This is a genomic window from Paenibacillus tepidiphilus, assembly GCF_008635795.1.
GTDB lineage: Bacteria > Bacillota > Bacilli > Paenibacillales > Paenibacillaceae > Paenibacillus_AQ > Paenibacillus_AQ tepidiphilus.
The window spans coordinates 398,286-423,290 of sequence record NZ_VWRQ01000001.1 but is presented as its reverse complement, the minus strand read 5'-3'; the positions used below and the strand labels follow the sequence as shown (position 1 = coordinate 423,290).

Below are 25,005 nucleotides of genomic sequence, written 5' to 3'. Positions count from 1 at the left end.
TCGCAAAAGAATGGAAAAGCGGTTATACTTTAAAGATTATAGAGTGCATATGATTATCGTCATTGACCGGTTCGGATATGTCCAGTCCAACACATTGAATCAGGAAAGGAGCACGACGGTATGAGATACGTGATCTTCGGAGGCAGCGGCTTCATCGGGCGCGAGCTGACTGAATATTGGCTGGCTGCCGGCCATCAAATTATTGTAGTCGGACGCCGCAAGCCCAGTCATACATCTGAGCGCATGGGTCTGAGCTATTATTCCTGGGATGACCTGGACGCCCAGCCCGCGCTTATTGAAGGCGCAGACGCATTGGTTAACCTGGCCGGGGCTTCGCTCAGCCAGCGCTGGAGCCCAGGTGGCAAACAGGCGATCCTCTCCTCCCGGCTGCAAACCGTCGGCCGTGCCGCGAAGGCACTCAGCGCGCTGGAGCACAAGCCGGCGGTAATCGTACAAGCCTCTGCTGTCGCCATTTACGGCACTTCCCTCGAAGCCGTCTTCGATGAAGCCTCACCCTCAACCGTGAGCGATTTTCCGTCGCAAGTAGTTCAGGCTTGGGAAGCAAGCGCCGACGAAGCTTACCGGGATATCCGGCTGGTCAAGCTGCGGACCGGTATCGTGCTGGGCAACGGCAGCGGTGCCTTTCCCAAGTTGAAGCTGCCCTATATGCTGGGGGTCGGCGGCAGAATGGGCAGCGGCAAGCAATGGCTGTCGTGGATCCATATCCGCGATATGGTCAGACTGATCGATCACTGTGTCCACAATCCGCTGATCGAAGGCCCCGTCAATGCTACAGCCCCCCATCCTGTGCGAAACGACGATTTCGGAAGAACGATCGGCAGCGTCTTCCACCGGCCTCACTGGTTTACACTCCCCGCAGTAGCGCTGAAAACGCTCCTGGGTGAAATGTCGGAAATTCTGCTGCTGGGACAGCGGGTCATCCCGGCCAAAGCACTGGAACACGGGTTCACCTTCACTTATGCCACTTTGCATTCCGCGCTGGAGCAGCTCAAAGCGGAATAATTTCAAAGTCCGCTTACGCCAAACGAAAGGTGTAACGGCCTTTGACTATGCTGAAGACCGTTCCGTCTGATAAAGGGTACTCTTTATACGGAACCATCGCTTCCCCCTGATAGAGCGTACCGTTGCGAGAATCCAGATCCTTCAGCACATAACCCGCCGGGCCGCGGGATATTTCAGCATGCACTCTGGAAGCTCCTTCGGATTTCTCGACATATTGGGCAACCTCCGAGGACCGCCCGATAATAAAGCTGCTGCGGTTCAGCTCAATTGTCTCTACCGCGCCTTGTCCATCCTCTTGAATCCGCTCGAGATAAGGCGCCGCCCGTGAACCCCGCTTCGCCTCCCGGTCACCGCCGGCAGCGTCTGTATGTGACAGCAGGACTGTATCAGCGGCAGGAGGCGGCTCAGACACCAGGCTCCCTTGCTCCGGGTTGCTGCCGGCCGGCTCATATGTGCTTAGCCTATAGTTCTTGAAGGCCGGCTGCTGCAGTTCCGGTTCCGGCTTGGCAGGCACCGAAGCAGGAACCGAAGCAGGAAGCGTACCGATGCCTGCTGCTGCCAAATCACGGCCAAAATCCCACACCAGCTCCGGCTCCCGCCTCAGACCCATCCCGTTTCCCACCCCTGTCCCCCATCCCGCCGGCACTCCAGCTTCTTCATCTTCCGTTCCGGCTGGTCCGGGAATTTCTCCTCCGACTGTAATTTTCCCGCTCCATACCAGCCAGCTTATTGCTGCCAGCAGCAATGTTACCAGGGTACAAATTCCCAACAGAAGCGTGGTTGGATGACTGATATAGAGCAGCTTCCATGCCAGAGCACCCAATAAAATACTTCCCAGCACTACATAAGTCCTGTATGCGGATAATTGAACCGGCTCTTCGGGCATTTGGGGAAGCGGCCGGTCAGTCCCAGGCGGTTCAGCTTTCATTCGAAGCTTAGGGTAACGTTCTTCCTCCCCCCGGATCTGCGGGCTCTGAGTCTGAAATTCGGATGAAGGCTGCTGCGAATGCTGCGGCTGGCGGAGGGCGGCAGCCTCCCGGACACGGAATGAGCCCTCAATTGTTTGCCGGGAGTCTCTTCCCGCCTCTGCCTCATATTTCGTATAAGGCCGTGCTATTCCAGCATCCTGGGGCGGCGTATCACGGGTCGGCTGCAGAAGATCTTCACCGGTCAGCAATTCCGAGAGCAGTCGCTTCAGTCCGGAGGGTGTAAAATCTTCGGCCGCACAGTAATGCAGCAATTTCTGCACACCGCTTCCGGCAAGCTCTGTTACAGCAGGCAGCAGAACCATCATCAAAGCCTTAAGCCGCTCTCCGGCAACCGGAACATCATTTCCGGGCTGCAGAGGAAGGCAAGTGAGATAGATCTTGCCGCCTTTCAGCGGTCCATCCACAAAAATGTAATCCTCATGCAACGCATACTGCTCCGGGCGCAGCATGTACAGCCGTCCTTCCTCCATGGCTCCGGCAATTTGCAGCAGTAAACCGAAAAAATCCATCATGCTGAATTTCTCGCCTACGAGCAGGTGGCTGAGCATCCTGCGGCGGCCTACAGCATATGCCAGCGTGATCTGCAGATCCATTTCACGCAGCTGCAGCCGCAGATGATGCGGGATATCACTGTTCATCAGCATACGGGCTTGCACCGGATTAATCTCCCCGCCGGACAATCCGTCTTGCCGGCCGAGCAGCATCGTTATACCATCCTGCTGAATAAAATCACAGCTAAGGCCAAACATGTCTCCTACCTCCCCCCAGCTATATATAAATATAGGTACAGATGTACGCGGGAATCACCGCCAGCATAAAAGGAAACTTCAGCATGTCTCCGCTTCCTGCGGCAAGCTGTCCTTGCCCGCCGTGAAGCAGAAGACATGCGCCTCTGCCCAGCATGCCGCGAAGCCGCTTACCCGTTTCCCGTCTGACGAGCACAATGACCCAGCCAATGAGCGCACCAATAAAGACGGAATACATCAGCAGCTGCAGGGTGGAGAGCGCCCCGATCCATGACCCGATTGCCGCAAAGAGCTTCACATCGCCGGCCCCTACAGCCCTCATCAGATATAAAATCAACAGCACCAGAAACCCGGTCCCCGTACCGTATGCCGCAAACAAAAATCCATGCCAGCCCGCAAACAGTATCTGAAATAACAGCCCGGTACCCAGCATAGCCAATGACAAGGCGTTCGGTATCCGCATATGTCTTAGATCCGTTACGAATGCTGCCGCCAGAAACGGCATAGCCCCCCAGAACAACCATTGTGTCATACCAGCTTCTCCTTTTCCTTGCCCTGCTTCACTACCGTAAAGACCGCTTCTAAAGTCGTCCCGTCCTCCAATTGCACCACAAACGGCCATGAGCCCGGCGTCGTATTCACACCTATCTTCCAATCCCATTCGATATACCCTTGATCATCCGCTTGCTTCCACCCCAGATATTTAGCTGTGCTTTGCCCGCTTTTATAAAAAATGGACAGGTTGGCCCGCGCATTCGGCGGAACCTTCACCCTGATCCTGCCTTGACGGTTAGCTATACCCGGGTCAGGCTTTTCCAGAACGACTATGGAGCTTTGAGGCGTCGCCTCCCCGCCTGCGCTACCGCTCTTCGTACTGCCGGTATCGCCGATCCACACACGCTCTGTGGCGCTTGCCTCCAGCACAATTTTTTGATTTAAAAAGGGCACCTTCATCGGCAGCGTATAGCTGACGACCAGCCCGAAATATGGGGCGGCTTCGCCTTCTCCCTTCAAATTGGGAAGGGTCACATTGGAGACGTGGATGCGCTCATAATCCAGCCAATCCGAAGAAAGATACGGCTTCAATAAAGGCTTGACGGCCAGATCAAGCGCGGACTCCGAAGCCTCTGCCTGCAGCTGCTGCAGCGGAGCCTCACCCCGCCGGACAGCCGCATCGACCCACTTGTCCAAGGGGCTCGGCAAAGTATCGGCAAAACCGGCGCTCCATTGCTCCAAAGACAGGCGGGGGATACTATAAGGGCCGGCTGAAGGCTCCCCTGTATTCCCCGAACTGCCGGCAGCTCCTGCGCCAGCTCCCCCGGTACCGGCATTCTTGGCTTCATGGCTCTCCATCGCCAGGGCAGCGGGATACATGTGGGCCGCGATCGTCTTTACCGTGTCGGAAGCGGTGCTCTGCAGCGCGGTAGAGTACAGGGTCATCTGTATAATAAAGATCAGGAACAGCACGAACAGCAGAAAGACGGGCAGCACCATTGCCGCCTCAACTACCATACTCCCCTCACTTCTGCTGCAGCGCTTTTCCTGCCGCCACCCCATCGGCCTCACCTCTCTAATAAGCATAATCCGCCCGTACTTCCTTGTAATAGACCTTATCCCGCACATTGCCGGGTAGTCCTACGCCGGCGTTCACCATCTGCACGACACCCGGTAAGAACCATAGCCGCAATCCCATAACAATCTTCACAGAAGCATAAGTATACTTGCTTGCGGGATTGAGGCCTGTATTCAACCGGACCAGCGCAAGCATCCGGGCCAGTTCGGCTTCCCCTCCGCCGTGCAGAACCATGAACAGCCGCAGGTAATCCCGGTAGCCCAGTTCAGTCTGCACATATTTGCTGAGCGGAATCTCACCGTTCTTGCAGAGCAGCGCCATATCCTGCAGGGCCTGCTGTGCACCGTACAGCAGCGCCGCCGCCAATATAGCCAAAGGATTGCCCAGCTTCGCATTCTCCACAAAGCCCTCCATAGTCCGGATAGCCAGCCGCAGCGCAAAAATCTCGCCGAATGCAGCCGCCACATTACCCGCCGGATTATGAAACCCGTACAGAATGTACTCCAGCTCCTGGGCGTGCGGGTCAAGCTGCTGCACAAGCCCTTCGCCTGAAGACACAGGCGGGGCTCCAGAGGTTATCAAGGTAAGCTTCGAGATATCCAAGTGCGGGAAATACAGGGCGGCATACTCGCCTTGATATAATCTGTCCCTGGCTCCCTCCATAATGCTGCCGATGGCACTGTACAGCCCGTCTGCTTTATCCATGGAAGAGCTCCCCATCGCGTAAGGGTCAGGCGAAACCTCATTCCCCGCTCCCCCTGAGCTGCCCGTTTCTTCATTTAAGGCCACGATCTCCTGATAATACTGATTCAGGGTGCCGAAGCGTTTCATCGCCTGCCCTGCAGAATCTCCCAGCGCCCGAATCCGGTTCAGCAGCTGCGCCGCATCACCGAGCTTGGCCTTGGCCTGCTGCTCCGATTGTTTGCGCTGGGCGTCGGCAGTCCGCCGGGACGCGATCTGGTCTGCTTCCGGTGTAATCACCGTCCCTCCATTCCCATACGCTGTGATATAACTGCCCAGAGAATTGGAGGCCTGCAGCACAGCTTGATACATCAAGGACAGGTCGGCATTTACGCTTGCCGCACCCGAGAGCGCCTGCGGCAAAGCCGCCAACGCCGGACTAATCGAGAGCCTCTTGGCGGACTGAGCGGATAAATAGCTGTGGATATTATTAAGCTCAGCCGCTGTCAGGATCAGCTGATCCTCCTGCCCGCGGATTTGGCGAATCGGGTCGGCACTGATTTCCCCTGTGTTCCCAGGAATGTCCCAGCTCTGTCCGGAATTCACCGTCCCCGCTGCCGCGCTGTTCCTGGATTGCTCCAGAAGCATTGTCATTTGCTGATTCAGTTCTACCGCCCGCTTGTACGCCGCTGTCGCCTCGGCCAGCAGACGTTCGTGTTCTGCCTCAAAAGCAGCGGATAACCCGGGAATTTGCCCCAATACGGCAGCCGTTTGGTTTACATACAGATTAATCGCTTCCCAGTATTGGCTTGGGGTATCCGGCTTCCGGTATAAATCGGAATAATATTTGCTTGCATAGTCGCTGTGCATGGCGACAATATCGGCAGCGCTCGAGATGCTTCCTACCGGGCGGCTCCCGATGTCACCCGCGGGAGGGCTCATAATCAGCGCTTGCAGCGCCCTCCCGCTCTCCGCCGCCTGCTTCCGGCGCTCGACCATTTCATCCAGTGCCGCTTCGCGCTCATCGTATAGAGGCTGGAGCTTGACCAGTACTTGGGTAGCGCGGGACGCTTCTCCCATCGCCTCCCCGAGCGGTTTGAACTTCCGGGCCAGCTCAAGCGCAAAATCTACGGGAGCCTTATATTTCATTTCCTCCATAATCCCCCTGCGAAAAACAGCATATGTACCTATGGGCCGGCTAAAGGCCAGCGCGGAGGAATCCAGTTTGACCGGCAGCAGATTAAAGCCATCCCCCCGTCCGCTTTCATAGAGATTCCCGTTCAGCACCTCTGCCAGCAGTTCATCTCCGTTATCTGCACCAAAGGTAAACAATCCGTAGCGGCTATACAGCTCATTGTCAAAAGAAGACATTACTGAGCGCACGGCTGCTCTGGCAAGGCGTTCCTCCTGTACGTTCGCGGCGGCAATCCGCGCGTAATCGATCAGCACAGCAGTAAACAGGAAGATAAAGGCCAGTGCCGAGATCAGAAAAATGGATACGGAGCCCTCTGTCCGCTTCCTCCGGCCAGATCGCCCGTTTGCGCCAGGTATCTGCAATAGCGCCACGCCTCCTTGTTGCCTGACAGCGGCCTTCATGGCAGCCGCAGGCCAGCTTTGTATTGCGTCCTTATGCTAATGCAGCTTGGACAGCATCTGGCCTGCCTCCTGCTTGTCCATAGCGGTTCCCGTGGAGTCCGGCTGTGAACTTCTCTGAAATTTAGCCCCATAATAGCGCATCAGCTCTACAGTCCGGATGAATTCGGCCGGTACGGCCACCACTGACCGTGCAGCAGCCTCCGGATTTGCATCATCCGATAGCAGCCCATCCAGCACCGGCAAATTCAGCATCCGCTGCAAACGCACCTCTACTGACCTTCCGGTAAGTCCGTAATTATACTCAATCTTTCCGGACATATTGGTCGGAACGGCTGCCGTCCCTTGCCGAAGCTTCACCATTGGCAGGTCACCCGTTTCATCCGAGACTGGCAGCACAGCCATTACCCCGTTTGTCCCGCTTCCCAGACCGAATAACGAGGAGACCAGATGATCCTCCGTCAGTCTCCAATATAGGGAATCGTACTCTCCCGAAGCGAAGGAACCGTCCACCGCTTTATGGCTGTTGTCCCAATCGTATGCGGTGCGTTCCGAGGCCAGAGAGGCTACCTGAAGCAGCATCGACCGTTGATAGGTGTAAAGACCGAAGAAGAGCAGCAGTAGTGTGATGCCCATGAGAATCGGCAGCAGCATCGAGGCCTCTATGGTAAAGCTCCCTTCGTCATCACCCGTGTTCATCATTCAAAGACTTCCTGGCTCTTGCTGCCGGCAGTCGAGATAAGCGCTTTGACCACTTTCACAATCTCTTCCCTGAAGACGAGCACAACGGCTATAAGCACCGCGATGATCATAATCATCTCGAGTGTGCCCAGCCCCTCGTCTTCCTTCCACAACCGTACTGCGCCTTCCTTAATCAGCGTCATCATCCGCTTCATCCCCCTACATTTTTAGCATCATGATTGCCGGTGTGCCCACCAGCACGATTACAATCAGAAAAATAACCACCATCGGAAACACAAGCTTCGCGGAGGCCTGCTCGCCGCGGGTCCGGCTAATGGCCTTGCGCTTCTCCCAGAGAACGCGGGATAGGTCGCGCAGCGCCAGCACAAAGTCACTTCCGCCCCTGCGGTAATTAAGCAGCACCGCTGTTGTAAACAGCGACACCTCCTGTACTGCACAGCGTTTGCTGAAATTCTCAAAGGCCTGCTGAAAGGAGTAGCCCCCTTCCCACTCCACGGTCATCATAAACAACTCTTTGTACAGCGGATGAGTGTAATCTCCATTGCGGCTGCCGATGCAGCGGACAATGGCCCGCTGCACATTCTCGCCGGCCCCGACCAGCAGCACGATACTGTTCAGCAGCTCCGGCAGCTCCATAAGAATCTGCTGCTCCCGCAGCCGCACCTTCTTGTGAAGATCCCGGGCCAGCGCAGCCGGCAGAAGCAGAGCAAGCACTGCGCCCAGCAGGATGCCGGCTATCTCCCTGCTGATCAAGGTCAAAGCGCTTCCGGCTGCGAGCAGCAGCCAGCTGTAGCCCAGCATCTCCCCTAGGAAGAGCAGCGTCCGCTCTGCACTGTACCGCACGCCGTAGAGCTGCTGCAGGGAACGCTGGATTCTCAGCCGCAGGGAGGGGATATAGCTGCCGAGCCTCCCCCTCTCCAGCAGCAGCAAGAACGGTTCCGTCAGCTGGCGCAGGCGCAGGCCCTCCATCGGGATAGTGCGCAGGCCGGCATAGCGGTCTCCGCAGTTCACCCGCAGCAGCAGCCACAGGGCGGTGCAGGCGCAGAGCAGAATGCCGCATCCCCAAATCAAATTCACACCTCCTCTCTATAGCGGAATATCCATAATTTTGGTGGTCCAGATATAGCAAAGGCCAAGGCCGATCAGTGCCAGCGTGGATATCGCAATCCCTGCTCCCGTATACATAGGCTCCATATAGTCTCCGGCGGCAAGGCTCATAAACAGCACCATGGCAAGCGGGGCAATGAGCAGCGCCTTGGCTTCGAATTTCTTCTGGGCGATGCTGACGGCAATATCCTGCTGCATGTCCAGTTTCTCTCCGATGATGCTTGAGGTCCGCCGCACCACCTCGACCAGATCGCCGCCGGTCCGCTTGCAGACGGAGAACACATCCGCGAACCGCGCCACCTCCTCCAATCCGGCCCGTCTGCTGAAATCCTGCAGCGCCTCCTCCACCGGCTGGCCGAATTCCATCCGAGCACAGATGATATTCAGCTCAAAGATCATGTCACCGCCCCCTTCCGGGTCGAGCATCCGCAAATCCTCTACGGCCTCGCGGAAGGCATTCTCCACTGAGCGGCCGGCTGAAAGCGAGGAAGAGAGCGAGAACAGCGTTTGCTTAAACTGCAGATTCAGCGCCGAACGCCTTCGCTTCTGCAGGTAATCCCGCAGCAGACGCGGTGCATAGAGCCCGCCGGGAGCGAGCAGCAGGGACAGAACCGGATTATGATAAAAAAGATAACCCACGCCGTACAGCAGCAGCGAGCCGGCAGCAATGGCCAAGCCTCTGGTTACAGGGGCCAAGTGGTACACGGTATAATCAGGCAGCGGCGCTTTGCCGCCGGCTCCTGTCTCTGCTTCCGTCGGCCGCTGAACTGTCCTCAGGCGCCCAGACCCGCTCTCTCGCTGCTCCCCCCGCTTCCTTTGCCATTGAATCATGTTCCTATCCCCCTTTCTGAGCCGGGTTCATAATGAGCCAGAGGATAGGCCCCGATGCCTGCGAGCTTCAGCTTGTCCGTATGCAGCAGCGGATTACCGCACGGAACAAGCCCGCCGCAGACCTTGCCTCCCCGCTCTTCCATCTCTTTGAATTCATATAATGGATTAAGCAGCACGTCCCCGTTGCTCAGGCCGGCTACCTCACAGATTTCCACCACCCGGCGCGAACGGTCCCGGAGTCTGGACAAATGCACAAAGATATCAATAGCGGAGCCAATCTGCTGGCGGACCACCGGAATCGGCAGATCGGCAGCCGACAGCGCCATCGTCTCCAGACGGCTCAGCATATCACGGGCGCTGTTGGAGTGGCCGGTGCTGAGGGAGCCGTCATGGCCGGTATTCATCGCCTGCAGCATGTCCAGACATTCTGCACCCCGGACCTCGCCGACCACAATGCGGTTCGGCCGCATCCGCAGCGAGGAGCGGATCAGATCACGGATCGTAATTTCACCGCGCCCCTCCGTGTTGGCATTGCGCGTCTCCAGGGAGACCAGATTCGGTACGGTAACGATCTGCAGCTCAGCAGAGTCCTCGACAGTAATCACCCGCTCCTGCGGGGGGATATACTGCGAGAGGGCGTTCAGAAAGGTAGTCTTGCCCGAGCCGGTCCCGCCGCTGATAAAAATGTTATACTTGGCCGCCACCAGAATTTGCAGCAGCTCCGCCGCCTCCGGGCTGACCGCTTGGCGCCGGACCAGCTCGTCCATGGTCATCGGGGTTTCCGGGAATTTCCGGATGGTCATCGCCGGTCCCTTCAGCGCCACCGGGGGCAGCACGATGTTCACGCGTGAGCCGTCCTTCAGACGCGCATCGACGATCGGAGAAGCGTCGTTAACCACGCGGTTCACACCGGACACCACCGTCTGGATAATATCCTCCAGCCGGCTTCTGGATTCAAACCCCTGCGGCAGGCGGCGAATTTCCCCATCCTCTTCCACAAAAATCTCCTCATGGCTGTTGATCATGATCTCCGTAATCTTCGGATTGTCGACCAGCGGCTGCAGCACATCGAGCCCCCTGAAGGAATCAAACAGCTTCTTCACCAGTTCATGCTTCTCCTGAGCGGTCAAATAACGCAGGTCATTGCGCTCAAGAATCGTCCGTTTAATATAAGCGGTTAACTCTGCATTGCCTACCGCAGACGTTACATCCAGGCCGCTGCGGATATCGCTGCGCAGCTGCCGGAACAGTTCCTCGTTCATTGTGCGCTCCCGGTGAACACTCTCGGCAGAGCCGGTTCTATGAGATCCATACACAGCCGCTTCACTCCCGCCAGAAATGGCGGTGCGTTCAGACGCAGCTCTCCCGGATGAGGCATATCCCAGGAAGGTATGTATGGCAGAACCCCATCGAGCCGGACCACGCCCGACACAGCTTCCACCGAAGCAGAATCCGCAGCGCCGTTCAGCACGAACCGGCTCTTCTCTGCGATGCCTTGGGGCATCCCGGAATGCGGCAGGCCGCAATGGGCAAGCCACCGGGAAGTCTTGTAGATATTCCCTTCATCACCGCTTAGCACCCAGAGCAGCAGGCCACAGCGCTCCAGCACTGCCCGGGTCCGCTCTTCTTCAATAGCGCCGGTATCTGCAATGACCACATCATATCCGCCGTTTCCGGTGAGACATCCCAGCAAATCAAGCGTATCGGGACGGGTCAGCTGCAGCATTTCATTCAGGTTCTCCACGGGCCGGAAGGCATCGGCCCGCAGCGCTTCATGTCTGATCGCATAAGCAGCCGGCTCAGGCCCATTTCCATGACGCTTCTCCCCCTCTTCACCCCGGACCTTAAGCTCGTACAATAACCGCTCCAGTCCGGCGGTTCCTCCACTGGGCATCCTCAGGACAAGGCCGCTGCTGTCAACGCTCTCCAGGTTCAGATAAAAGACGGATAATCCCATCTCACCGAGCAGCTTCACCATATTCAGGGCAACGGTTGTCTTGCCGCTGCTTCCGCCGGCGGAAGCAATGCCCAGCAGCAGCGGCTCGTCTCTGGCAGCCGCCTGCAGCCTGGAACGCTTGACCTGGCAGAACTGCAGCATGGCTTCCAGCAGCGCAGGCAGCGACTGATACTTGGCTATGCTCTGTCCGCCGGCCAAGGCTCCCGCGCTGCGCGGCAGCCCGCTGCCAGACTCGCTGAGTACGGCCCACGGGACACCCCCTTTCCCCTCTACCAGCCAGGATTCAATGAAGGCGGTGTCGCCGATAACCGCATCGGGTTGCTCCTCCCCTTTCATAAATTCCATAAAGGTATCCTTCCGGCTAAACGCTGCAATCCGCAGGACATCGCCGTATTCACTGGTATGAACGTAATGCAGCAGCGGCTCGATATATGCGCTCTCGCGCACCGCCAGTGCAATCATCGCCCCCATGGCCTATCACTCCTTTCATTTCAAATCAAGACAACAAAAAAAGCACCGCCCAATAACCGGTATACGGCTATCAGACGGTGCTTCCGTCGTTGTTCCTATAATTTACAGCTATAGTAGCATATATATAAGCGCACAGCAATAGTTTTTTATTACAAGAATCTGTTCCTGATTTCCGGCGTTGGCATGAGACACTGCTCATCGCGGCCGAACCAGCGGTACCTGTTTCTGGCCACCATTCTGTATAGGGCATTGCGCAGCGGCGGCGGAATCAGAATGAAGACATAGGCCATGGGCCAGGGAAAACGCAGCCTGCGGGCAATCCGCAGCACTGCGGCCGATTCCCTGTAGTATACGCCGTCCTCCACCACAACCACCGAACTCAGCTCATTCCCGGGCAGCCCGCCCGCTTTCAGCAGCTCTTGTCCCGCCTCGCACTGCAGGGCAGCGAACCGGATACGGCGCCGCGGATCGCGGGGAATGATAAAGCGCACAATTCCTTGGCATAAATGGCATACGCCATCAATCAGCACCACCGTCTGACCTTTCTCACGGTTACCTTCGCTCATGCTGCACACCTCCTTCCATACCTATGCTATCAGTATGCCCCAAGGTGGACTATACAACAAAAAACGCGGGATTGCTCCCGCGCGTTCAGTGTTTCTATCTGTCCGTACTATTCGGCAATTGCCTTGTCGATCCATTGATCCCCGATCATTTGTCCTTCGAATTCAGGCGTGAAGGCTTCCATGCATTTGCAGATGAAATCCTTACGGCAAACCGGGCACGGAGTCTTAAGCAGGCGGCTGATGTTGGTCATCTTCCATTCCGGAAACCGGTTATAGAACGCGCGGCACTGCGTTCCATCCGCAAGCTTGATAATGAATTCGTACAACCCTTCCTTATCGTTGCTGCTGGCTTTGGTTACATTCGTAATTTGCGGTCTGTAAGACATCTTCATCACCCATTTATTTAAATTTTTATATTAAACGTATTCACGGCATAAGAGACACTTAGACATATTAAAGAATTTTGGGGGTGATGTCAACCAAAGCCACGGTATTCCTGCCAATCCTTGTCTTTCCTTCCGTTTTCGCCTCGAAATCGCCATCTTTCCCGGATTTCATCCGCCGCAGGGTCACCCTTTAGAGGACATTAAGCTCCACTTCGATATTGCCCCGGGTTGCCTTGGAATATGGACAAAAGGCGTGGGCTTTCTCCGCCAGCTCCTGTGCCTGCGCCCGTTCAATTCCCGGCAGCTTGATATCGAGCCGCACGGCCAGCCGGAAGCCCCCGTCGCTCTCATCCTTGCCGATGGACACGTTCGAGACGACTTCCACATCCTGCAGCTTCACGCCCTCTTTGCGGGCGATGTTGGCCAGCGCACTCTCATAGCAAGCTCCATAGCCAGCCGCGAACAGCTGCTCCGGATTCGTTCCGGCTCCTCCCGTACCGCCAAGCTCCTTAGGCATTTTCAGCTCATGCTTCAGAACGCCGTCCGAGGATTCCACCCTGCCTTCCCGTCCACCATGCACTGTAGCTGAAGCTGTATATAGTGCTTTCATCGTCAATCTCTCCTTTAAAAAGATTATTTAGACGCACACCCTACTTTTAAACCGCCCGCAGCATTTGAAACGGACCGGCATCCGGTTCCCTTTGTCACAAGCTTGTGACTTGCATCCCTAAATAATTGGTGTAAAATTAAATTGTGTTAAATTAAAGATGGGAGGCATCGTTACTATGAGCGTGTACGATTACGAAGCCAAGACGCTGCGCGGTGAGCAAGAATCCCTGTCCAAGTACCAAGGCAAGGTACTGCTCGTCGTCAATACGGCCAGCAAGTGCGGATTTACGCCCCAATACAAGGGTCTCCAGGAAGTCTACAATAAATTCAAGGACCGTGGTTTTGAGGTGCTGGGGTTTCCGAGCAACCAGTTTGCCGGCCAAGAGCCCGGGGACAGCGAGGAAATCGCCGAATTCTGCGAGCTTAACTACGGGGTAACCTTCCCTATGTACGACAAGGTAGAAGTTAAAGGCGACAACGCTCATCCGCTGTTTAAATATTTGACGAAGGAAGCGCCCGGTGTCCTGGGCTCCAAGAGCGTCAAATGGAATTTCACCAAATTTCTGGTCGACCAGGACGGCCGCGTCCTGAAGCGGTTTGCCCCGCAAACGACGCCTGAACAGATCGAAGCGGAGATTGACAAGCTGCTGGATTAATTAAATTCTTAACGTCCCCGGGCTCCTCTGTACGGCACTGCGCCGCACCGGGGAGTTTTTTTTGGCTGCAAACAGGGAAATAGATTGGATTTAGGGAATATCAGTATTCAAGGAAGGGAATTTCTGGAGGAGGGACGCGGATGGAGAAAGCTTACCTCAAGCAAGCCTTTGACTATATCGAAGACCATTTATGCGAGGAGATTGATCTGGTTGACATTGCCCGGAGCGGCTTTGTTTCCTTGATGCAGCTGTACCGGGAATTTTACCGGGTCTCCGGACACAGCGTCAAAGACTATATCCGCAAAAGGCGAATCAGCAGCGCCTGCCTCCAAATCAAAACCTCCGGCCTCAGCATTACCGAAATTGCCCTGGACAACGGCTTTGACTCTCTGCCCTCCTTCTCTAAGGTGTTTAGAAAAATCATCGGCATGACCCCCATGGAGTACAGGCGCAGTCCCGTCTACTTCACCTTTCCGCCGGTCTCACTTACCGTTCCGCTTGCTTCGGGCCATGTCAAGGTTCTGAGTCAGCGGAATCTTTGCGGGATAACCGGAATATACACCTCTGCAACGGACCATATTGAGCATCAAGCCATTTGCGCACTCCAGCCGGCAATCCTGTACGCCCGGCACCTGGGAGAGCATTTCCGGATATTTGGAATTACCCACCTGAACAATGCTCATGCCGCCCCCACTTCCTACAGCCTGTTCATTCAGACCAATGCCCCTGAGTTCTGGCGCAGCGCTTTGGTGCAGGCGGGTTATCACTCCATTATCCCTGGAGAGCTTGCGGGCGGAGAGTTTGCATTACTTAGCGTACCGTGGGACAGCGGCATTTACAGCGCCTGGAATGAACTGTACAGCCGATGGCTGGCCACCAGTATGTTCGCACTCTCGGGAGAGCATTGTTATGAGGAATTTCTGATCGGCAATTCCGGTAACGTAAAGGAACTCCGCCTGAGCTTGCCGCTCGTCAAAAAACAAAGCAGCTACCTGATCAGCATTTCCGTATTAAAGGAACAGCGCTATATCATGTCTTGTGCGGCAGGTGCCGGAGCTGAGGAACAAGCCTCCATGCAGCTGCTGGAATGGATCAGGCATGCGGGCGGGGAGCCGCCCGGCGTTGTATTGATTCAGATCGGAAACGATGAATACCGGTGCGGTGCCACATTTCCGCCTACTGCGTGTAGTCCCCCTGCCGGTGGCGGTCTGTCCATAGAGCAGCTGGCAGGCGGTCTTCATGCCGTAATGGACACGGAAAGCCACGGAGACTACGGAAGACTTGTCGAAGTGATGAGCCGCTGGCTGCGGGAGGAAAGCCCCTTTGTTCAATGCGGCGAGCCCTTTGCCCTCTATACCGTCAACGCAAGCTATACAGAGTCCGGCATGCAGATCTGCATTCCTGTCACGGAGGCAAGCTGTTAAGAACGGACAATCGCCATCCTTAAATCCTATCTATAATGGAAGTATTGCAAACGACAATTAGTCGATGTTAAGGAGGAACCCCCACTTATGTCCGAACCTTTGCGACAAATCAACCCGGCACAACATGCCGAAAGCTTCGCCCCCAAGCTGCGCCCGCGCGTCATTGAACTCATCCGCCAGCAGCTGCACAAGGATGAACCCCTGCGGACGGATTCCATCGGCGGAGAAGCACCTTATCTGCTGGATCTGCCCGATCTGCAGACCATCGGCTGGCATAATGCCGACGCAGACGGAGAGCCTTATCCCGACCTTTGGAGTCATGTCTTCGGCGACTTCAATATTGACGGCAAATTTGACTCCATCCCCGGCAAGGTGCAGGCCAGCGGCTGCTATCTGGGAATCTTTGAAGAATGCCGGGAGGTTCCGCAGCTTTGGGAAGCGAGCGCCTGGAACAGCAATTTCTTCCTGGCTGTGGAAGTCGATGATTGCGGCACGATTCCAGAAGGATTGGCAAGCCGGACCTACCCTCCTTCCAAATACGCCATTTTTGTAGCGAAAGGCGCTCCCGGTGAAGCCTACTTCAATACATGGAACTATATCCAGCAGGAGTGGCTGCCGGCCTCGGACTACCGCTTCAATGAAGAAGGCGTATTCTTTATCAACTTTACCGAGGAATCCGGGCCCAATGACGAACGGTTCAGAGCGCATTTATGTGTTCCTGTAGTCCAAAAATAACGCATCACGCAGTAAAGCCGCCTTCGGAGGAGAAGGCGGCTTTGTTGCTGTCCAATGTGAAAAATAGAAAAGGCCCTTGCTGAGCAAGGGTCTTTCGCTGTAGAACAATTATGCGGTAGAGAGGACTCGAACCTCCACGAGCGTACGCCCACTACCCCCTCAAGATAGCGTGTCTGCCATTCCACCACTACCGCGCGGTGACTGCTTCAAAGGTAATCATCATTTGAGGGCAACATTCAATATTATAACTCTGACGTGACAAAAAGTAAAGACCCTTTATTCAGGGTTTATCTCCTTGTCCTTCAGCCTGCGATAGCGGGTAAATTCAATATACTCCTCAATAAATTTCGTTTCTTCCGGCTGCAACTCTTCCTTGTGGCCATTCAATTGCCGTATTGGCGCAGGAAAATACGCTCCGCCGTTCTCGCGGACCATTTCGGCGGCGGTTTTGCCCAGGATCAGCCAATCCAGACTGACATGGAAAAAGGCACCGATCTCAATCAGTTTATGTGTACCGGGCGTCGACTTGCCGCGTTTCCAGTCACCCATATTGCCGGTGCTGATATTCAATTGTTCGCAAAACGCCTTCTTGGTCATTCCCTTTTGTTTAATAAGGTATTCAATCCGCTCATAAATCGACGACATCAGCCAACATCCCTCCGCTGAGAATAAAAAATGGCGCAATAAAGTAATTTTTATTGTAAAATGACGTAAAAAAGTATATAATTAGCTATTATTAGCAGAATCATTATACCACATGACAGGATTACCGATAAGAGGTGAAACCTTTGAACAGCAAACGTCCTGTAACCCCTTACGGCTGGGCAATCAAGCAGCGGCTGACGGAACTTCAGCTGGACCAGAAGAAATTCTGTGAATTATACGGAATTCCTCAATACCGGCTCTCCAATCTGATCCACGGCACCCGCAAGGCTGAACGCTACCGCAGGCAAATCTCGGAGCTGCTCAATCTCCCGCCGTATTAGCTTTATTATTCTGCAAGATCCAAGGAGCGATAACCATTGCCTATCCCGATCTCTGCATCCCTTATCCGTTCTATTGCTGCACTGCCGCATCACGCACTGGTTATTGACGATTCAGGAATGGTTCTACACACGGGCGAGAGTCTGCAGGACTTCAGCCGTTATTACGGCTTACCCTCTGCCAAACTATGGATTGGGCAGCACTATTCGGGGTTATTGCACGCCTGGACTGCCGATCCATCCGGTCCTGCCGGTGTTGCCGATGCCCTGCAGCCTCTTCTGCAGGATCTACGTCTGGTTGCCGTCGCCCATCTGGAGCTGAAATGCAGCAGCCTGAACACCCGGTATTTCCGCCTTGAAGCATTTCCACTGCTGGCCGGAACCGCAGAGCCAGAGACAGTTCGAAGCTTTATTCTCTCGCTGGAGGATCTGGGAGCGGCCAGCTCCGGCCAGCAGCCGGAGCATGCACGGATACATTCTTACCGTCCGTCCGCAGCCCGTCTTATTCCCATCTGCGCCTCCTGCAAATCCATCCGCAATCGCCGGGAGGAGTGGGTGACGATGGAACACTTTTTGCAGAAGGAGCTATCTCTCCAATTCACCCATGATATCTGTCCGGACTGTATTCGCCAATTGTATCCCCGGTATGCAGGAGCCTTCTCGAAATAAGGGCAGTGCCCAATAACAGCAAGTCAAAGAGAATACTAAAAAGGACCCTTATCGCTAAAGGTCCTTCTTCGTTATTATGCGGTAGAGAGGACTCGAACCTCCACGAGCGTACGCCCACTACCCCCTCAAGATAGCGTGTCTGCCATTCCACCACTACCGCATATGGTGACCCGTATGGGATTCGAACCCATGTTACCTCCGTGAAAGGGAGGTGTCTTAACCCCTTGACCAACGGGCCATATTTATTATTTATTTCTTCGTCACAACAAAAATGAGTATATCAAATCATAACGACTTTGGCAATACTTTATTTAAAAAACTTTGGGAAGCATATCCCCGTGTCAGATACTGCTTCCCGGACAGGCCTCAGCTAGCTCCAGAAGAATCACGCTTCTCCTCTTTGCTCTCCAAGCGACTGCAAGCCATCGGCTGCCTCATAGCACAGACTGCGGGCTACTGCCGCATTGGTGACATGGCCGGCCGCTACATTTATACCGCGCGCGATCGCCGGGTTGCTTCGTGCCGCTTCCCGGATGCCCTGACCGGCAATCTGCAGCGCATAGGGGACCGTTACATTCGTTAATGCAAGGGTCGAGGTGCGGGCTACCGCCCCAGGCATATTGGCCACCGCATAATGAATTACTCCATGCTTCACATACGTGGGGTTCTCATGCGTGGTGATCCGGTCAATCGTCTCCACGGAGCCGCCCTGGTCAATGGCGACATCAACGATAACGGAGCCCTCACTCATCTGCCGCACCATATCCTCCTTCACAAGCTTCGGTGCACGGGCTCCCGGAATCAGAACTGCCCCAATCAGCAGATCTGCCTTGCGTACCGCCTGCTCCAGCTGGTAAGCGTCGGACACTACCGTATTAAGCCTGCCGCCAAATATGTCATCGAGCGCACGCAGCCGGCTTGCGTTCAAATCCAGCACGGTTACGCGGGCCCCCAGCCCAAGCGCCATCTTGGCCGCATTGGTGCCGACAACACCCCCGCCTACAATAACCACCTCTCCCGGCGGCACGCCGGGTACACCGCTAAGCAGTATTCCCTTGCCGCCATGCGGCTTCTCCAGCAGCCGCGCCCCGATCTGCACCGCCATCCTGCCGGCCACCTCGCTCATCGGCGTCAGCAGCGGCAGTGAGCCATCCTCCAGTTGAATCGTCTCATAACCGACTGCAGTAACCCCGCTGTCCACCAGTGCCTTCGTGAGCGCCGCTTCAGGAGCCAGATGCAAGTACGTAAACAGAATCATCTCTTTGCGAAAATAACCGTACTCCTCAGGCAACGGTTCCTTAACCTTGATAATCATCTCGGCCCTTTTCCAGACCTCTGCAGCCGTTTCAAGGATCACCGCTCCCTTCCCGGCATATTCCCGGTCGGCAAAGCCGCTCCCGCTTCCGGCCGACGCCTGGACATAGACTTCATGGCCGGCCCTGCACAATGCTTCAACCCCGGCCGGTGTCATGGATACACGGTTCTCGTTATTCTTGATCTCTTTGGGCACGCCGACAATCATAGCGTATTACCTCCTTATTCCCATAGCTCTGGGCACATTTCTTGGGATGCGAAAAGAAAGGCCCAAAGGGAGCCTTTCTTCTCATTAAGGTACATGCAGGGAGACAAGGGTCTCCCCGATTTAATAAACACAGTCTACTAAAGTTTAACCATTGCTCGCCTTATTATATGCGGCCAAACGCCTTAAGGATTAACCTTGGCTTCAAAAGTTTGCTTGCCGTCCACAAATTTCAGCACGACTGCGGCTTTTACCGGGTCATGGGTTTCGTTCATGGAAATCTTGCCTGTAGCAAGCTGCAGATCCTTTGTGGCGGCCAGAGCGTCTCTCAGCTTCTCAGGCTCTGTGGAATCCGCACGGGTGATGGCGTCGGCAATCAGCTTCACGGCATCGTAGCCGAGTGCGGCCATACCGTCCGGCACCAGGTCGCCGTTGGCAGCTTTGAATGCGTCCACGAAGGTCTTCACTTCAGGGGCTGTATCCTCCGGCGAGTAGTGGTTGGACATGAAGGTGTTCTCAAGCGCTTCGGCTCCGGCAATCTCCGCCAGCTGCGGGGAATCCCAGCCGTCGCCGCCCATGAACGGAACAGTGATGCCCATTTCGCGGGCCTGCTTGATGATTTTGCCTACTTCTTCATAATAGCCCGGCAGGTAAATCACATCCGGATTAGCTTCTTTAATGCGTGTCAGCACGGCTTTGAAGTCGGAATCCTTCTGTTGGTAGGATTCTTGGCTGACGATAGTACCCCCGTTTTTGGTGAAGGTTTCTTCAAAGAAAGTCTGCAGACCCTTGGAATAGTCACTGGAAGTATCGGTATAAATAACTGCTGTTTTGGCACCCAGGGTATCGGTAGCAAAGTTAGCCATTACTTCTCCTTGGAACGGATCGATGAAGGAAGCGCGGAAGACCCACTCATTCAGCTCACCGCTGCGTTCGTCGACTGTTACCTTAGGGTTGGTTGCCGAAGAGCTGACCAGCGGAATACCCTTTTCCTGGGCAACCGGTACGATACCGAGTGTATTCGTGGAAGTGGTCGACCCGATGATGGCTACTACCTTGTTGGTGGTGATCAGCTTTTGCGCTGCGCGTGTAGCTTCCTCGGACTTCGAAGCATTGTCCGCTTCAATCAGCTCAAGCTTCTTGCCGAGTACGCCGCCGGCATCGTTGATTTCTTTGACCGCCAGCTGTGCGCCTTTGAGTGCGGAGTCGCCGAAAGATGCCTGGCCGCCTGTAAGCTCCAGGTCCGCCCCGATCTTGATCGTGTCTCCGCCGGAATTGCCGCTGCCTCCGGATGCGTTGTTCTCAGCGTTGTTGCCGCAGCCTGCCAGCAAAGACCCCGCAAGCAGTGTTGTCATAATAATGGCCCCGATTTTTTTCATCCTCTTCCAGCCTCCCACAAAATAATATATTTATATAGTATTTCTTTGATGCCGCAACTAAAGATGAAGCTCTAATGCCCGCCGAGATAAGCGGATTTGATATCTTCGGAATCGGCCAATGCCTTGGCATCCCCTTCAAGCACCACTCTGCCGGTCTCCAGCACATAAGCCCGGTGGGCGATCTTTAGCGCCTGGTGGGCGTTCTGTTCAACAAGCAGCACCGTAGTGCCCGTGGCATTGACCTCCTGGATAATCCGGAAAATATCCTGCACCAGCAGCGGCGCAAGTCCCATGGACGGTTCATCCAGCAGCAGGAGCTTGGGATGACCCATCAGGGCGCGGCCCATGGCCAGCATCTGCTGCTCGCCGCCGGACAAGGTGCCGGCCAGCTGCTTCTTGCGCTCCAGGAGCCGCGGAAAGGTCTTGTAGACTTTATCGAAATCGGCAGCCAGACTGCTGGAATTCTGCAGGTAGGCGCCAAGCTCCAGATTCTCCTCTACCGACATGTTGGCAAATACGCGCCGGCCTTCGGGGCAGTGAATCAGCCCCTGCTTTACAATGGCCTGCACGCTTTGGTTGGTAATCGATTTACCGAGAAATTCAACCGTGCCCGTCTTCGGCTTCAGCAGGCCCGACAAAGTCTTGAGCAGCGTCGATTTACCGGCACCGTTGGCCCCGATCAACGTAACGATTTCACCTTCATTTACGGTGATGCTCAGGTCCTTCAAGGCGTGGATGGCTCCGTAAAATACATTGATCCCCTGTACTGATAACATAAGTCCTACGCCTCCTGTCCGAGATATGCTTCGATAACCTTCGGGTTGTTCCGGATCTCCACAGGCGTCCCGTCGGCAATCAGCATCCCGCGGTCCAGAACATAAATCCGGTCGCATACCCCCATAACAAGCGACATATCATGCTCGATCAGCAGAATCGTGAGATCGAATTCCTTGCGGATCCAGGCGATCAGATTCATCAGATCGCGGGTTTCGTTCGGATTCATCCCCGCCGCCGGTTCATCCAGCAGCAGCAGCTTCGGCCCCGCCGCCAGAGCGCGGGCGATCTCCAGGCGCCGCTGGTTGCCATAGCTCATGTTGCCGGCAAATTCATGGGCCTGGTCTGCCAGATTGAAGATTTTGAGCATTTCCATGGCTTGCCGGGTAATGACGTCTTCACCTTTGAAATGATTGGGCAGGCGAAGCATCGACGTGAACATCGAATGCTTGGCATGCTGGTGGTAGGCAATCTTGACGTTGTCGAGCACGGTCATCGCCGTGAACAGCCGGATATTCTGAAAGGTACGGGCTGCGCCCATCCGGTTGATCTTGTAAGGCTTCATCCCTCCGACGGACTGGTCATTCAGAATGATCGTTCCGCTGGATGGCGGATACACACCGGTCAGGAGGTTGAACAATGTCGTCTTTCCTGCACCGTTCGGACCGATCAGACCAATCAGCTCGCCTTTATTAATATGAAGGGAAACTTCGCTGAGCGCCTTCAATCCACCGAAGGAACGGCTGGCTCCTTTGACGTCAAGAAGCACTTTCGCTGGAGATGCTGTCATTCTTGGTCGCCTCCTTCTTGGCAAATTTCTTAAGTGAGATGCCGGTTGAGCCAAGGAGTCCTTTTGGACGGAAGATCATCATCAGAATCAGGATGCCCGAGTACAGAATCATCCGCAGTTCCGGGAAATCCTGCAGTACAGTGAACAGCACGGTCAACACAACAGCCCCCACGACCGCACCCGCTGTACTTCCCAGTCCGCCCAATACGACCATAACGAGAATCTCGAACGACTTCAGGAAGTTGAAGCTGCCCGGATTGATAACATAAAAGGTGTGTGCGGACAAGCCGCCGGCCATCCCCGCAAACAACGCACCCAGCGAGAAGGCAATGACTTTATACAGCGTCGTATTAATGCCCATCGCTTCGGCGGCGATTTCATTCTCACGGATGGCAATACAAGCCCGGCCGTGGGTGGAACGGATAAAATTCGTAATAATGACAATGGTGATCAGGGTGAACAGGAACATGATTGTCCAGGTCGCCTTGTTGGGAATACCGCTCAGACCTGAGGCCCCGCCTACATATTCGGTGTTCAGCATCACGATGCGGATAATTTCACCGAAGCCCAAGGTCGCAATCGCCAGATAATCTCCGTTCAGCCGCAGCGTCGGAATACCGATCAGAATTCCGCATAAGGCGGCAACAATGCCGGCAATAATCAAAGCCAGAACAAACGGAACATCGAAATTCAGTGTCAGGATAGCCGACACATAAGCACCTACCGACATAAATCCCGCATGTCCGATGGAGAATTGCCCCGTCACACCGTTAATCAGGTTAAGCGAAACCGCCAGCATAATATTAATACAGATCAGAAACAGGGTGGAGCGGGTCACATCATCAAATATTCCTGTTGTTAAGAGAATTTGTATAACCGCATATACAACCAGAGCCAGCACAATACCGCCCCAGAACCGCTTGTTCAATGGATTCAGCATCTTCATCCGTCCCACCTACACTTTCTCACGGACATTCTTGCCGAATAGTCCGGATGGTTTGAAGATCAGGATGAGGATCAGTACGGCAAAGGCTACGCCGTCACGCCAGGAGGAGTATCCGAGCGAAGAGACTTCCGTTTCCACTGTGCCCAGCAGCAAGCCGCCCACCAGTGCGCCGGGAATGCTGCCGATACCGCCAAGCACCGCCGCCACGAACGCTTTAAGTCCCGGAAGAACGCCCATCATCGGGTCAACCGAGTTATACGTCATGCCGAAGATTACACCTGCGGCCGCAGCCAGTGCGGAACCGATGGCAAAGGTAGCCGAGATGGTGCGGTCCACGTTAATCCCCATTAAACGCGCCGCTTCCATATCATAAGATACCGCCCGCATCGCCTTGCCGATCTTGGTACGGTGAACAATAAATTGCAGGATAATCATCAGTACGACTGTAGTGCCCAGAATCATGATTTGGTTGGAATCCACCTGGATCGAACCGAAGAGCGTGTATTGCTTCTTATTCAGAATTTCCGGAAAGCCTTGAGCCTGCGGGCCGACAATGGCCACGCCTGTGTATTCGAGCAAAAACGAAACGCCGATAGCCGTAATCAGAACAGCGATACGTGATGCCTTGCGCAGCGGCTTGTAAGCCAGACGTTCAATCGAGATGCCAAGCAGGGCACTGACCGTCATAGAAATCACCAGCGACAGAAGCAATACCAGCACCGGCGGCAGACCAGCGTTCGATAAATTCCTGGCACTGTAGAGCCCGATAAACGAGCCGACCATAAACACATCCCCATGTGCAAAATTGATCAGCTTGATAATACCGTAAACCATGGTGTACCCCAGGGCGATCAGAGCGTAAATGCTGCCTACGGAAATTCCGTTGATTAACTGCTGAATGAAATACTCCATCGCCATCCCCTTTTCCCCATAATAATCAATATTCCCCTTTCTCTTCCTTGCCTTCTCTTTTTTCCTTTAAGATGTTATTTATATTAACACAGGCCTTACTAGCCGTCACTAAGAATTGCATCGTTTTAAAATAAAATTCGAAATTGTGAGTTAGATAACATGACTTGTAAAGTTATAATTGAGTAATGTTTAAGCAGGATAATTGAAAAAGCGGAGGAATCGAGAGGATTGCGGAGGATTCGTGCGATTATTGCGTTTTGAATTTTTTCCCTTTTCTAATACAATACTTGATTTCAGCGTAAATAATATAACATTTGTCTCTTTACAGCATCATTCCTTCAATTTATTAAAGGATTAACGGGGCATAATGTGCTGATTCCTGTCGAATCCGCTGATTATTGCGCTGACTTTAATTTCTGGCGAAGCAAAGGATTCTTTCAAACGAAAAAAAGAGCCCCGCGCGGGAGCTCTTTCTGTACATTAATGTGTGTTTAGTAATCCTACGGAGAGAGAGGGATACTCTTGCTACGCAAGAGATTGCGAAGTATTGCTAACGAAGCCTATGCTCCAACGAACCACTGAGGGTTCTCATCCCTAACAGGGAAGTAATCCTACGGAGAGAGAGGGATTCGAACCCTCGCACCGCTTACGCAGTCTAACCCCTTAGCAGAGGGTCCCCTTATAGCCACTTGGGTATCTCTCCAAGTAAATGGCTCCCCGAACAGGACTCGAACCTGTGACAACTCGATTAACAGTCGAGTGCTCTACCAACTGAGCTATCAGGGAACATTAACATGAACAAGAAATAATTTATCATGAATCGCGGGGTGAGTCAAGCTGAATGTTTCACTTTTGGCATCGTTTACAGGAATGTCAGATTTATTGCCGGACACCCCTGCAAACCTCAAGCTATCGGGCAATATTTGATGCATCTGTACGGATAACCGAGGAATCGGGGCATTGTTTCCAATATATCAGAATGAA

At 54.5% G+C, this 25,005-nt stretch carries 26 protein-coding genes and 5 tRNA genes; 6 read left to right on the top strand and 25 right to left on the bottom strand.

Annotated elements, in window-relative coordinates; genetic code table 11:
• The first annotated feature begins 120 nt into the window (after positions 1–120).
• Positions 121–1,023 (top strand): TIGR01777 family oxidoreductase, encoded by a 903-nt coding sequence (locus F1379_RS01900; protein ID WP_150265713.1) that lies wholly within the window; start codon positions 121–123, stop codon positions 1,021–1,023.
• A gap of 13 nt (positions 1,024–1,036) precedes the next feature.
• Here F1379_RS01900 and F1379_RS01895 read toward each other — a convergent pair whose 3' ends face one another.
• The 13 genes from F1379_RS01895 to F1379_RS01835 all read right to left on the bottom strand — a co-directional run bounded on the left by F1379_RS01895 (position 1,037) and on the right by F1379_RS01835 (position 13,235).
• On the bottom strand, positions 1,037–2,761 hold the full coding sequence (locus F1379_RS01895) for a DUF6382 domain-containing protein (protein WP_150265710.1): 1,725 nt from the start codon (positions 2,759–2,761) through the stop codon (positions 1,037–1,039).
• A gap of 19 nt (positions 2,762–2,780) precedes the next feature.
• Positions 2,781–3,290 (bottom strand): A24 family peptidase, encoded by a 510-nt coding sequence (locus F1379_RS01890; RefSeq protein ID WP_150265708.1) that lies wholly within the window; start codon positions 3,288–3,290, stop codon positions 2,781–2,783.
• Entirely contained in the window at positions 3,287–4,315 is a 1,029-nt protein-coding gene (locus F1379_RS01885; RefSeq protein ID WP_150265706.1) for a TadE/TadG family type IV pilus assembly protein, read from the bottom strand. The genes F1379_RS01890 and F1379_RS01885 overlap by 4 nt, the downstream gene beginning before the upstream one ends.
• Before the next feature lie 13 nt (positions 4,316–4,328).
• Positions 4,329–6,569 carry a hypothetical protein gene (locus tag F1379_RS01880; protein WP_150265704.1) on the bottom strand — a complete coding sequence of 747 codons (2,241 nt, stop codon included), beginning with the start codon at positions 6,567–6,569 and terminating at the stop codon, positions 4,329–4,331.
• 75 nt (positions 6,570–6,644) lie between these two features.
• Entirely contained in the window at positions 6,645–7,307 is a 663-nt protein-coding gene (locus F1379_RS01875; RefSeq protein ID WP_150265702.1) for a TadE family protein, read from the bottom strand.
• Positions 7,304–7,492: a Flp1 family type IVb pilin gene (locus F1379_RS01870; RefSeq protein ID WP_150265699.1), complete on the bottom strand. Its 189-nt coding sequence runs from the start codon at positions 7,490–7,492 to the stop codon at positions 7,304–7,306. The genes F1379_RS01875 and F1379_RS01870 overlap by 4 nt, the downstream gene beginning before the upstream one ends.
• A gap of 13 nt (positions 7,493–7,505) precedes the next feature.
• Entirely contained in the window at positions 7,506–8,378 is an 873-nt protein-coding gene (locus F1379_RS01865) for a type II secretion system F family protein (RefSeq protein ID WP_420850467.1), read from the bottom strand.
• A 15-nt stretch (positions 8,379–8,393) separates the two neighbouring features.
• Positions 8,394–9,245, bottom strand: a complete 852-nt coding sequence (locus F1379_RS01860) for a type II secretion system F family protein (protein ID WP_150265697.1) — start codon at positions 9,243–9,245, stop codon at positions 8,394–8,396.
• Positions 9,242–10,507 (bottom strand): TadA family conjugal transfer-associated ATPase, encoded by a 1,266-nt coding sequence (locus F1379_RS01855; protein ID WP_150265695.1) that lies wholly within the window; start codon positions 10,505–10,507, stop codon positions 9,242–9,244. Before F1379_RS01855 ends, F1379_RS01860 begins: the two co-directional genes overlap by 4 nt.
• The gene (locus F1379_RS01850) at positions 10,504–11,673 is read right to left on the bottom strand and encodes a P-loop NTPase family protein (RefSeq protein WP_150265693.1); all 1,170 of its coding nucleotides are present in this window, start codon (positions 11,671–11,673) and stop codon (positions 10,504–10,506) included. The genes F1379_RS01855 and F1379_RS01850 overlap by 4 nt, the downstream gene beginning before the upstream one ends.
• Before the next feature lie 149 nt (positions 11,674–11,822).
• Entirely contained in the window at positions 11,823–12,239 is a 417-nt protein-coding gene (locus F1379_RS01845) for a thiol-disulfide oxidoreductase DCC family protein (protein WP_150265691.1), read from the bottom strand.
• A 107-nt stretch (positions 12,240–12,346) separates the two neighbouring features.
• Positions 12,347–12,625 (bottom strand): hypothetical protein, encoded by a 279-nt coding sequence (locus F1379_RS01840; protein ID WP_150265689.1) that lies wholly within the window; start codon positions 12,623–12,625, stop codon positions 12,347–12,349.
• Positions 12,626–12,815: 190 nt separating this feature from the next.
• Complete coding sequence (locus F1379_RS01835) at positions 12,816–13,235, bottom strand: organic hydroperoxide resistance protein (protein ID WP_150265687.1); 420 nt, start codon at positions 13,233–13,235, stop codon at positions 12,816–12,818.
• A gap of 175 nt (positions 13,236–13,410) precedes the next feature.
• Here F1379_RS01835 and F1379_RS01830 point away from each other — a divergent pair, with 175 nt between their 5' ends.
• The 3 genes from F1379_RS01830 (at position 13,411) to F1379_RS01820 (ending at position 16,049) form a co-directional block, all read left to right on the top strand.
• Complete coding sequence (locus tag F1379_RS01830) at positions 13,411–13,890, top strand: glutathione peroxidase (protein WP_150265685.1); 480 nt, start codon at positions 13,411–13,413, stop codon at positions 13,888–13,890.
• A gap of 140 nt (positions 13,891–14,030) precedes the next feature.
• Positions 14,031–15,314, top strand: a complete 1,284-nt coding sequence (locus F1379_RS01825; RefSeq protein ID WP_150265683.1) for a helix-turn-helix domain-containing protein — start codon at positions 14,031–14,033, stop codon at positions 15,312–15,314.
• Positions 15,315–15,401: 87 nt separating this feature from the next.
• The gene (locus F1379_RS01820; RefSeq protein WP_150265681.1) at positions 15,402–16,049 is read left to right on the top strand and encodes a GyrI-like domain-containing protein; all 648 of its coding nucleotides are present in this window, start codon (positions 15,402–15,404) and stop codon (positions 16,047–16,049) included.
• A gap of 111 nt (positions 16,050–16,160) precedes the next feature.
• On the opposite strand, the gene F1379_RS01815 is transcribed toward F1379_RS01820, so the two are convergent.
• Together F1379_RS01815 and F1379_RS01810 are read right to left on the bottom strand one after the other, a co-directional pair.
• A tRNA-Leu gene (locus F1379_RS01815) sits at positions 16,161–16,243 on the bottom strand.
• Positions 16,244–16,325: 82 nt separating this feature from the next.
• Complete coding sequence (locus F1379_RS01810; protein ID WP_150265678.1) at positions 16,326–16,694, bottom strand: helix-turn-helix domain-containing protein; 369 nt, start codon at positions 16,692–16,694, stop codon at positions 16,326–16,328.
• Between the two features lie 143 nt (positions 16,695–16,837).
• Between F1379_RS01810 and F1379_RS01805 the strand changes: the two genes are divergently transcribed.
• Positions 16,838–17,035 (top strand): XRE family transcriptional regulator, encoded by a 198-nt coding sequence (locus F1379_RS01805; protein WP_150265676.1) that lies wholly within the window; start codon positions 16,838–16,840, stop codon positions 17,033–17,035.
• 36 nt (positions 17,036–17,071) lie between these two features.
• Complete coding sequence (locus F1379_RS01800) at positions 17,072–17,701, top strand: hypothetical protein (protein WP_150265674.1); 630 nt, start codon at positions 17,072–17,074, stop codon at positions 17,699–17,701.
• 77 nt (positions 17,702–17,778) lie between these two features.
• Here the strand turns inward: F1379_RS01800 and F1379_RS01795 are convergent.
• From F1379_RS01795 to F1379_RS01750, 10 genes are all read right to left on the bottom strand, one after another.
• Positions 17,779–17,861 (bottom strand) — tRNA-Leu (locus tag F1379_RS01795).
• A gap of 3 nt (positions 17,862–17,864) precedes the next feature.
• Positions 17,865–17,939, bottom strand: a tRNA-Glu gene (locus tag F1379_RS01790).
• A gap of 147 nt (positions 17,940–18,086) precedes the next feature.
• Positions 18,087–19,223 (bottom strand): alanine dehydrogenase, encoded by a 1,137-nt coding sequence (ald, locus tag F1379_RS01785; RefSeq protein WP_150265671.1) that lies wholly within the window; start codon positions 19,221–19,223, stop codon positions 18,087–18,089.
• Between the two features lie 182 nt (positions 19,224–19,405).
• The gene (locus F1379_RS01780) at positions 19,406–20,599 is read right to left on the bottom strand and encodes an ABC transporter substrate-binding protein (RefSeq protein ID WP_150265669.1); all 1,194 of its coding nucleotides are present in this window, start codon (positions 20,597–20,599) and stop codon (positions 19,406–19,408) included.
• Between the two features lie 71 nt (positions 20,600–20,670).
• Positions 20,671–21,375 carry an ABC transporter ATP-binding protein gene (locus F1379_RS01775; protein ID WP_150265667.1) on the bottom strand — a complete coding sequence of 235 codons (705 nt, stop codon included), beginning with the start codon at positions 21,373–21,375 and terminating at the stop codon, positions 20,671–20,673.
• Positions 21,376–21,380: 5 nt separating this feature from the next.
• Positions 21,381–22,163 carry an ABC transporter ATP-binding protein gene (locus F1379_RS01770; RefSeq protein WP_150265665.1) on the bottom strand — a complete coding sequence of 261 codons (783 nt, stop codon included), beginning with the start codon at positions 22,161–22,163 and terminating at the stop codon, positions 21,381–21,383.
• Complete coding sequence (locus F1379_RS01765) at positions 22,132–23,109, bottom strand: branched-chain amino acid ABC transporter permease (protein ID WP_150265663.1); 978 nt, start codon at positions 23,107–23,109, stop codon at positions 22,132–22,134. The genes F1379_RS01770 and F1379_RS01765 overlap by 32 nt, the downstream gene beginning before the upstream one ends.
• 9 nt (positions 23,110–23,118) lie before the next feature.
• Positions 23,119–24,021, bottom strand: a complete 903-nt coding sequence (locus F1379_RS01760) for a branched-chain amino acid ABC transporter permease (RefSeq protein WP_150265888.1) — start codon at positions 24,019–24,021, stop codon at positions 23,119–23,121.
• 614 nt (positions 24,022–24,635) lie between these two features.
• A tRNA-Ser gene (locus F1379_RS01755) sits at positions 24,636–24,724 on the bottom strand.
• A gap of 7 nt (positions 24,725–24,731) precedes the next feature.
• Positions 24,732–24,807: transfer RNA gene (locus F1379_RS01750), tRNA-Asn, on the bottom strand.
• Positions 24,808–25,005: the final 198 nt, after the last annotated feature.

Coding starts and splice junctions, on each gene's coding strand:
- F1379_RS01900 (WP_150265713.1), top strand. CDS start 121: ATGAGATACGTGATCTTCGGAGGCAGCGGCTTCATCGGGCGCGAGCTG.
- F1379_RS01895 (WP_150265710.1), bottom strand. CDS start 2,761: ATGTTTGGCCTTAGCTGTGATTTTATTCAGCAGGATGGTATAACGATG.
- F1379_RS01890 (WP_150265708.1), bottom strand. CDS start 3,290: ATGACACAATGGTTGTTCTGGGGGGCTATGCCGTTTCTGGCGGCAGCA.
- F1379_RS01885 (WP_150265706.1), bottom strand. CDS start 4,315: ATGGGGTGGCGGCAGGAAAAGCGCTGCAGCAGAAGTGAGGGGAGTATG.
- F1379_RS01875 (WP_150265702.1), bottom strand. CDS start 7,307: ATGATGAACACGGGTGATGACGAAGGGAGCTTTACCATAGAGGCCTCG.
- F1379_RS01870 (WP_150265699.1), bottom strand. CDS start 7,492: ATGATGACGCTGATTAAGGAAGGCGCAGTACGGTTGTGGAAGGAAGAC.
- F1379_RS01860 (WP_150265697.1), bottom strand. CDS start 9,245: ATGATTCAATGGCAAAGGAAGCGGGGGGAGCAGCGAGAGAGCGGGTCT.
- F1379_RS01855 (WP_150265695.1), bottom strand. CDS start 10,507: ATGAACGAGGAACTGTTCCGGCAGCTGCGCAGCGATATCCGCAGCGGC.
- F1379_RS01850 (WP_150265693.1), bottom strand. CDS start 11,673: ATGGGGGCGATGATTGCACTGGCGGTGCGCGAGAGCGCATATATCGAG.
- F1379_RS01845 (WP_150265691.1), bottom strand. CDS start 12,239: ATGAGCGAAGGTAACCGTGAGAAAGGTCAGACGGTGGTGCTGATTGAT.
- F1379_RS01840 (WP_150265689.1), bottom strand. CDS start 12,625: ATGTCTTACAGACCGCAAATTACGAATGTAACCAAAGCCAGCAGCAAC.
- F1379_RS01835 (WP_150265687.1), bottom strand. CDS start 13,235: ATGAAAGCACTATATACAGCTTCAGCTACAGTGCATGGTGGACGGGAA.
- F1379_RS01830 (WP_150265685.1), top strand. CDS start 13,411: ATGAGCGTGTACGATTACGAAGCCAAGACGCTGCGCGGTGAGCAAGAA.
- F1379_RS01825 (WP_150265683.1), top strand. CDS start 14,031: ATGGAGAAAGCTTACCTCAAGCAAGCCTTTGACTATATCGAAGACCAT.
- F1379_RS01820 (WP_150265681.1), top strand. CDS start 15,402: ATGTCCGAACCTTTGCGACAAATCAACCCGGCACAACATGCCGAAAGC.
- F1379_RS01810 (WP_150265678.1), bottom strand. CDS start 16,694: ATGTCGTCGATTTATGAGCGGATTGAATACCTTATTAAACAAAAGGGA.
- ald (WP_150265671.1), bottom strand. CDS start 19,223: ATGATTGTCGGCGTGCCCAAAGAGATCAAGAATAACGAGAACCGTGTA.
- F1379_RS01780 (WP_150265669.1), bottom strand. CDS start 20,599: ATGAAAAAAATCGGGGCCATTATTATGACAACACTGCTTGCGGGGTCT.
- F1379_RS01775 (WP_150265667.1), bottom strand. CDS start 21,375: ATGTTATCAGTACAGGGGATCAATGTATTTTACGGAGCCATCCACGCC.
- F1379_RS01770 (WP_150265665.1), bottom strand. CDS start 22,163: ATGACAGCATCTCCAGCGAAAGTGCTTCTTGACGTCAAAGGAGCCAGC.
- F1379_RS01765 (WP_150265663.1), bottom strand. CDS start 23,109: ATGAAGATGCTGAATCCATTGAACAAGCGGTTCTGGGGCGGTATTGTG.
- F1379_RS01760 (WP_150265888.1), bottom strand. CDS start 24,021: ATGGAGTATTTCATTCAGCAGTTAATCAACGGAATTTCCGTAGGCAGC.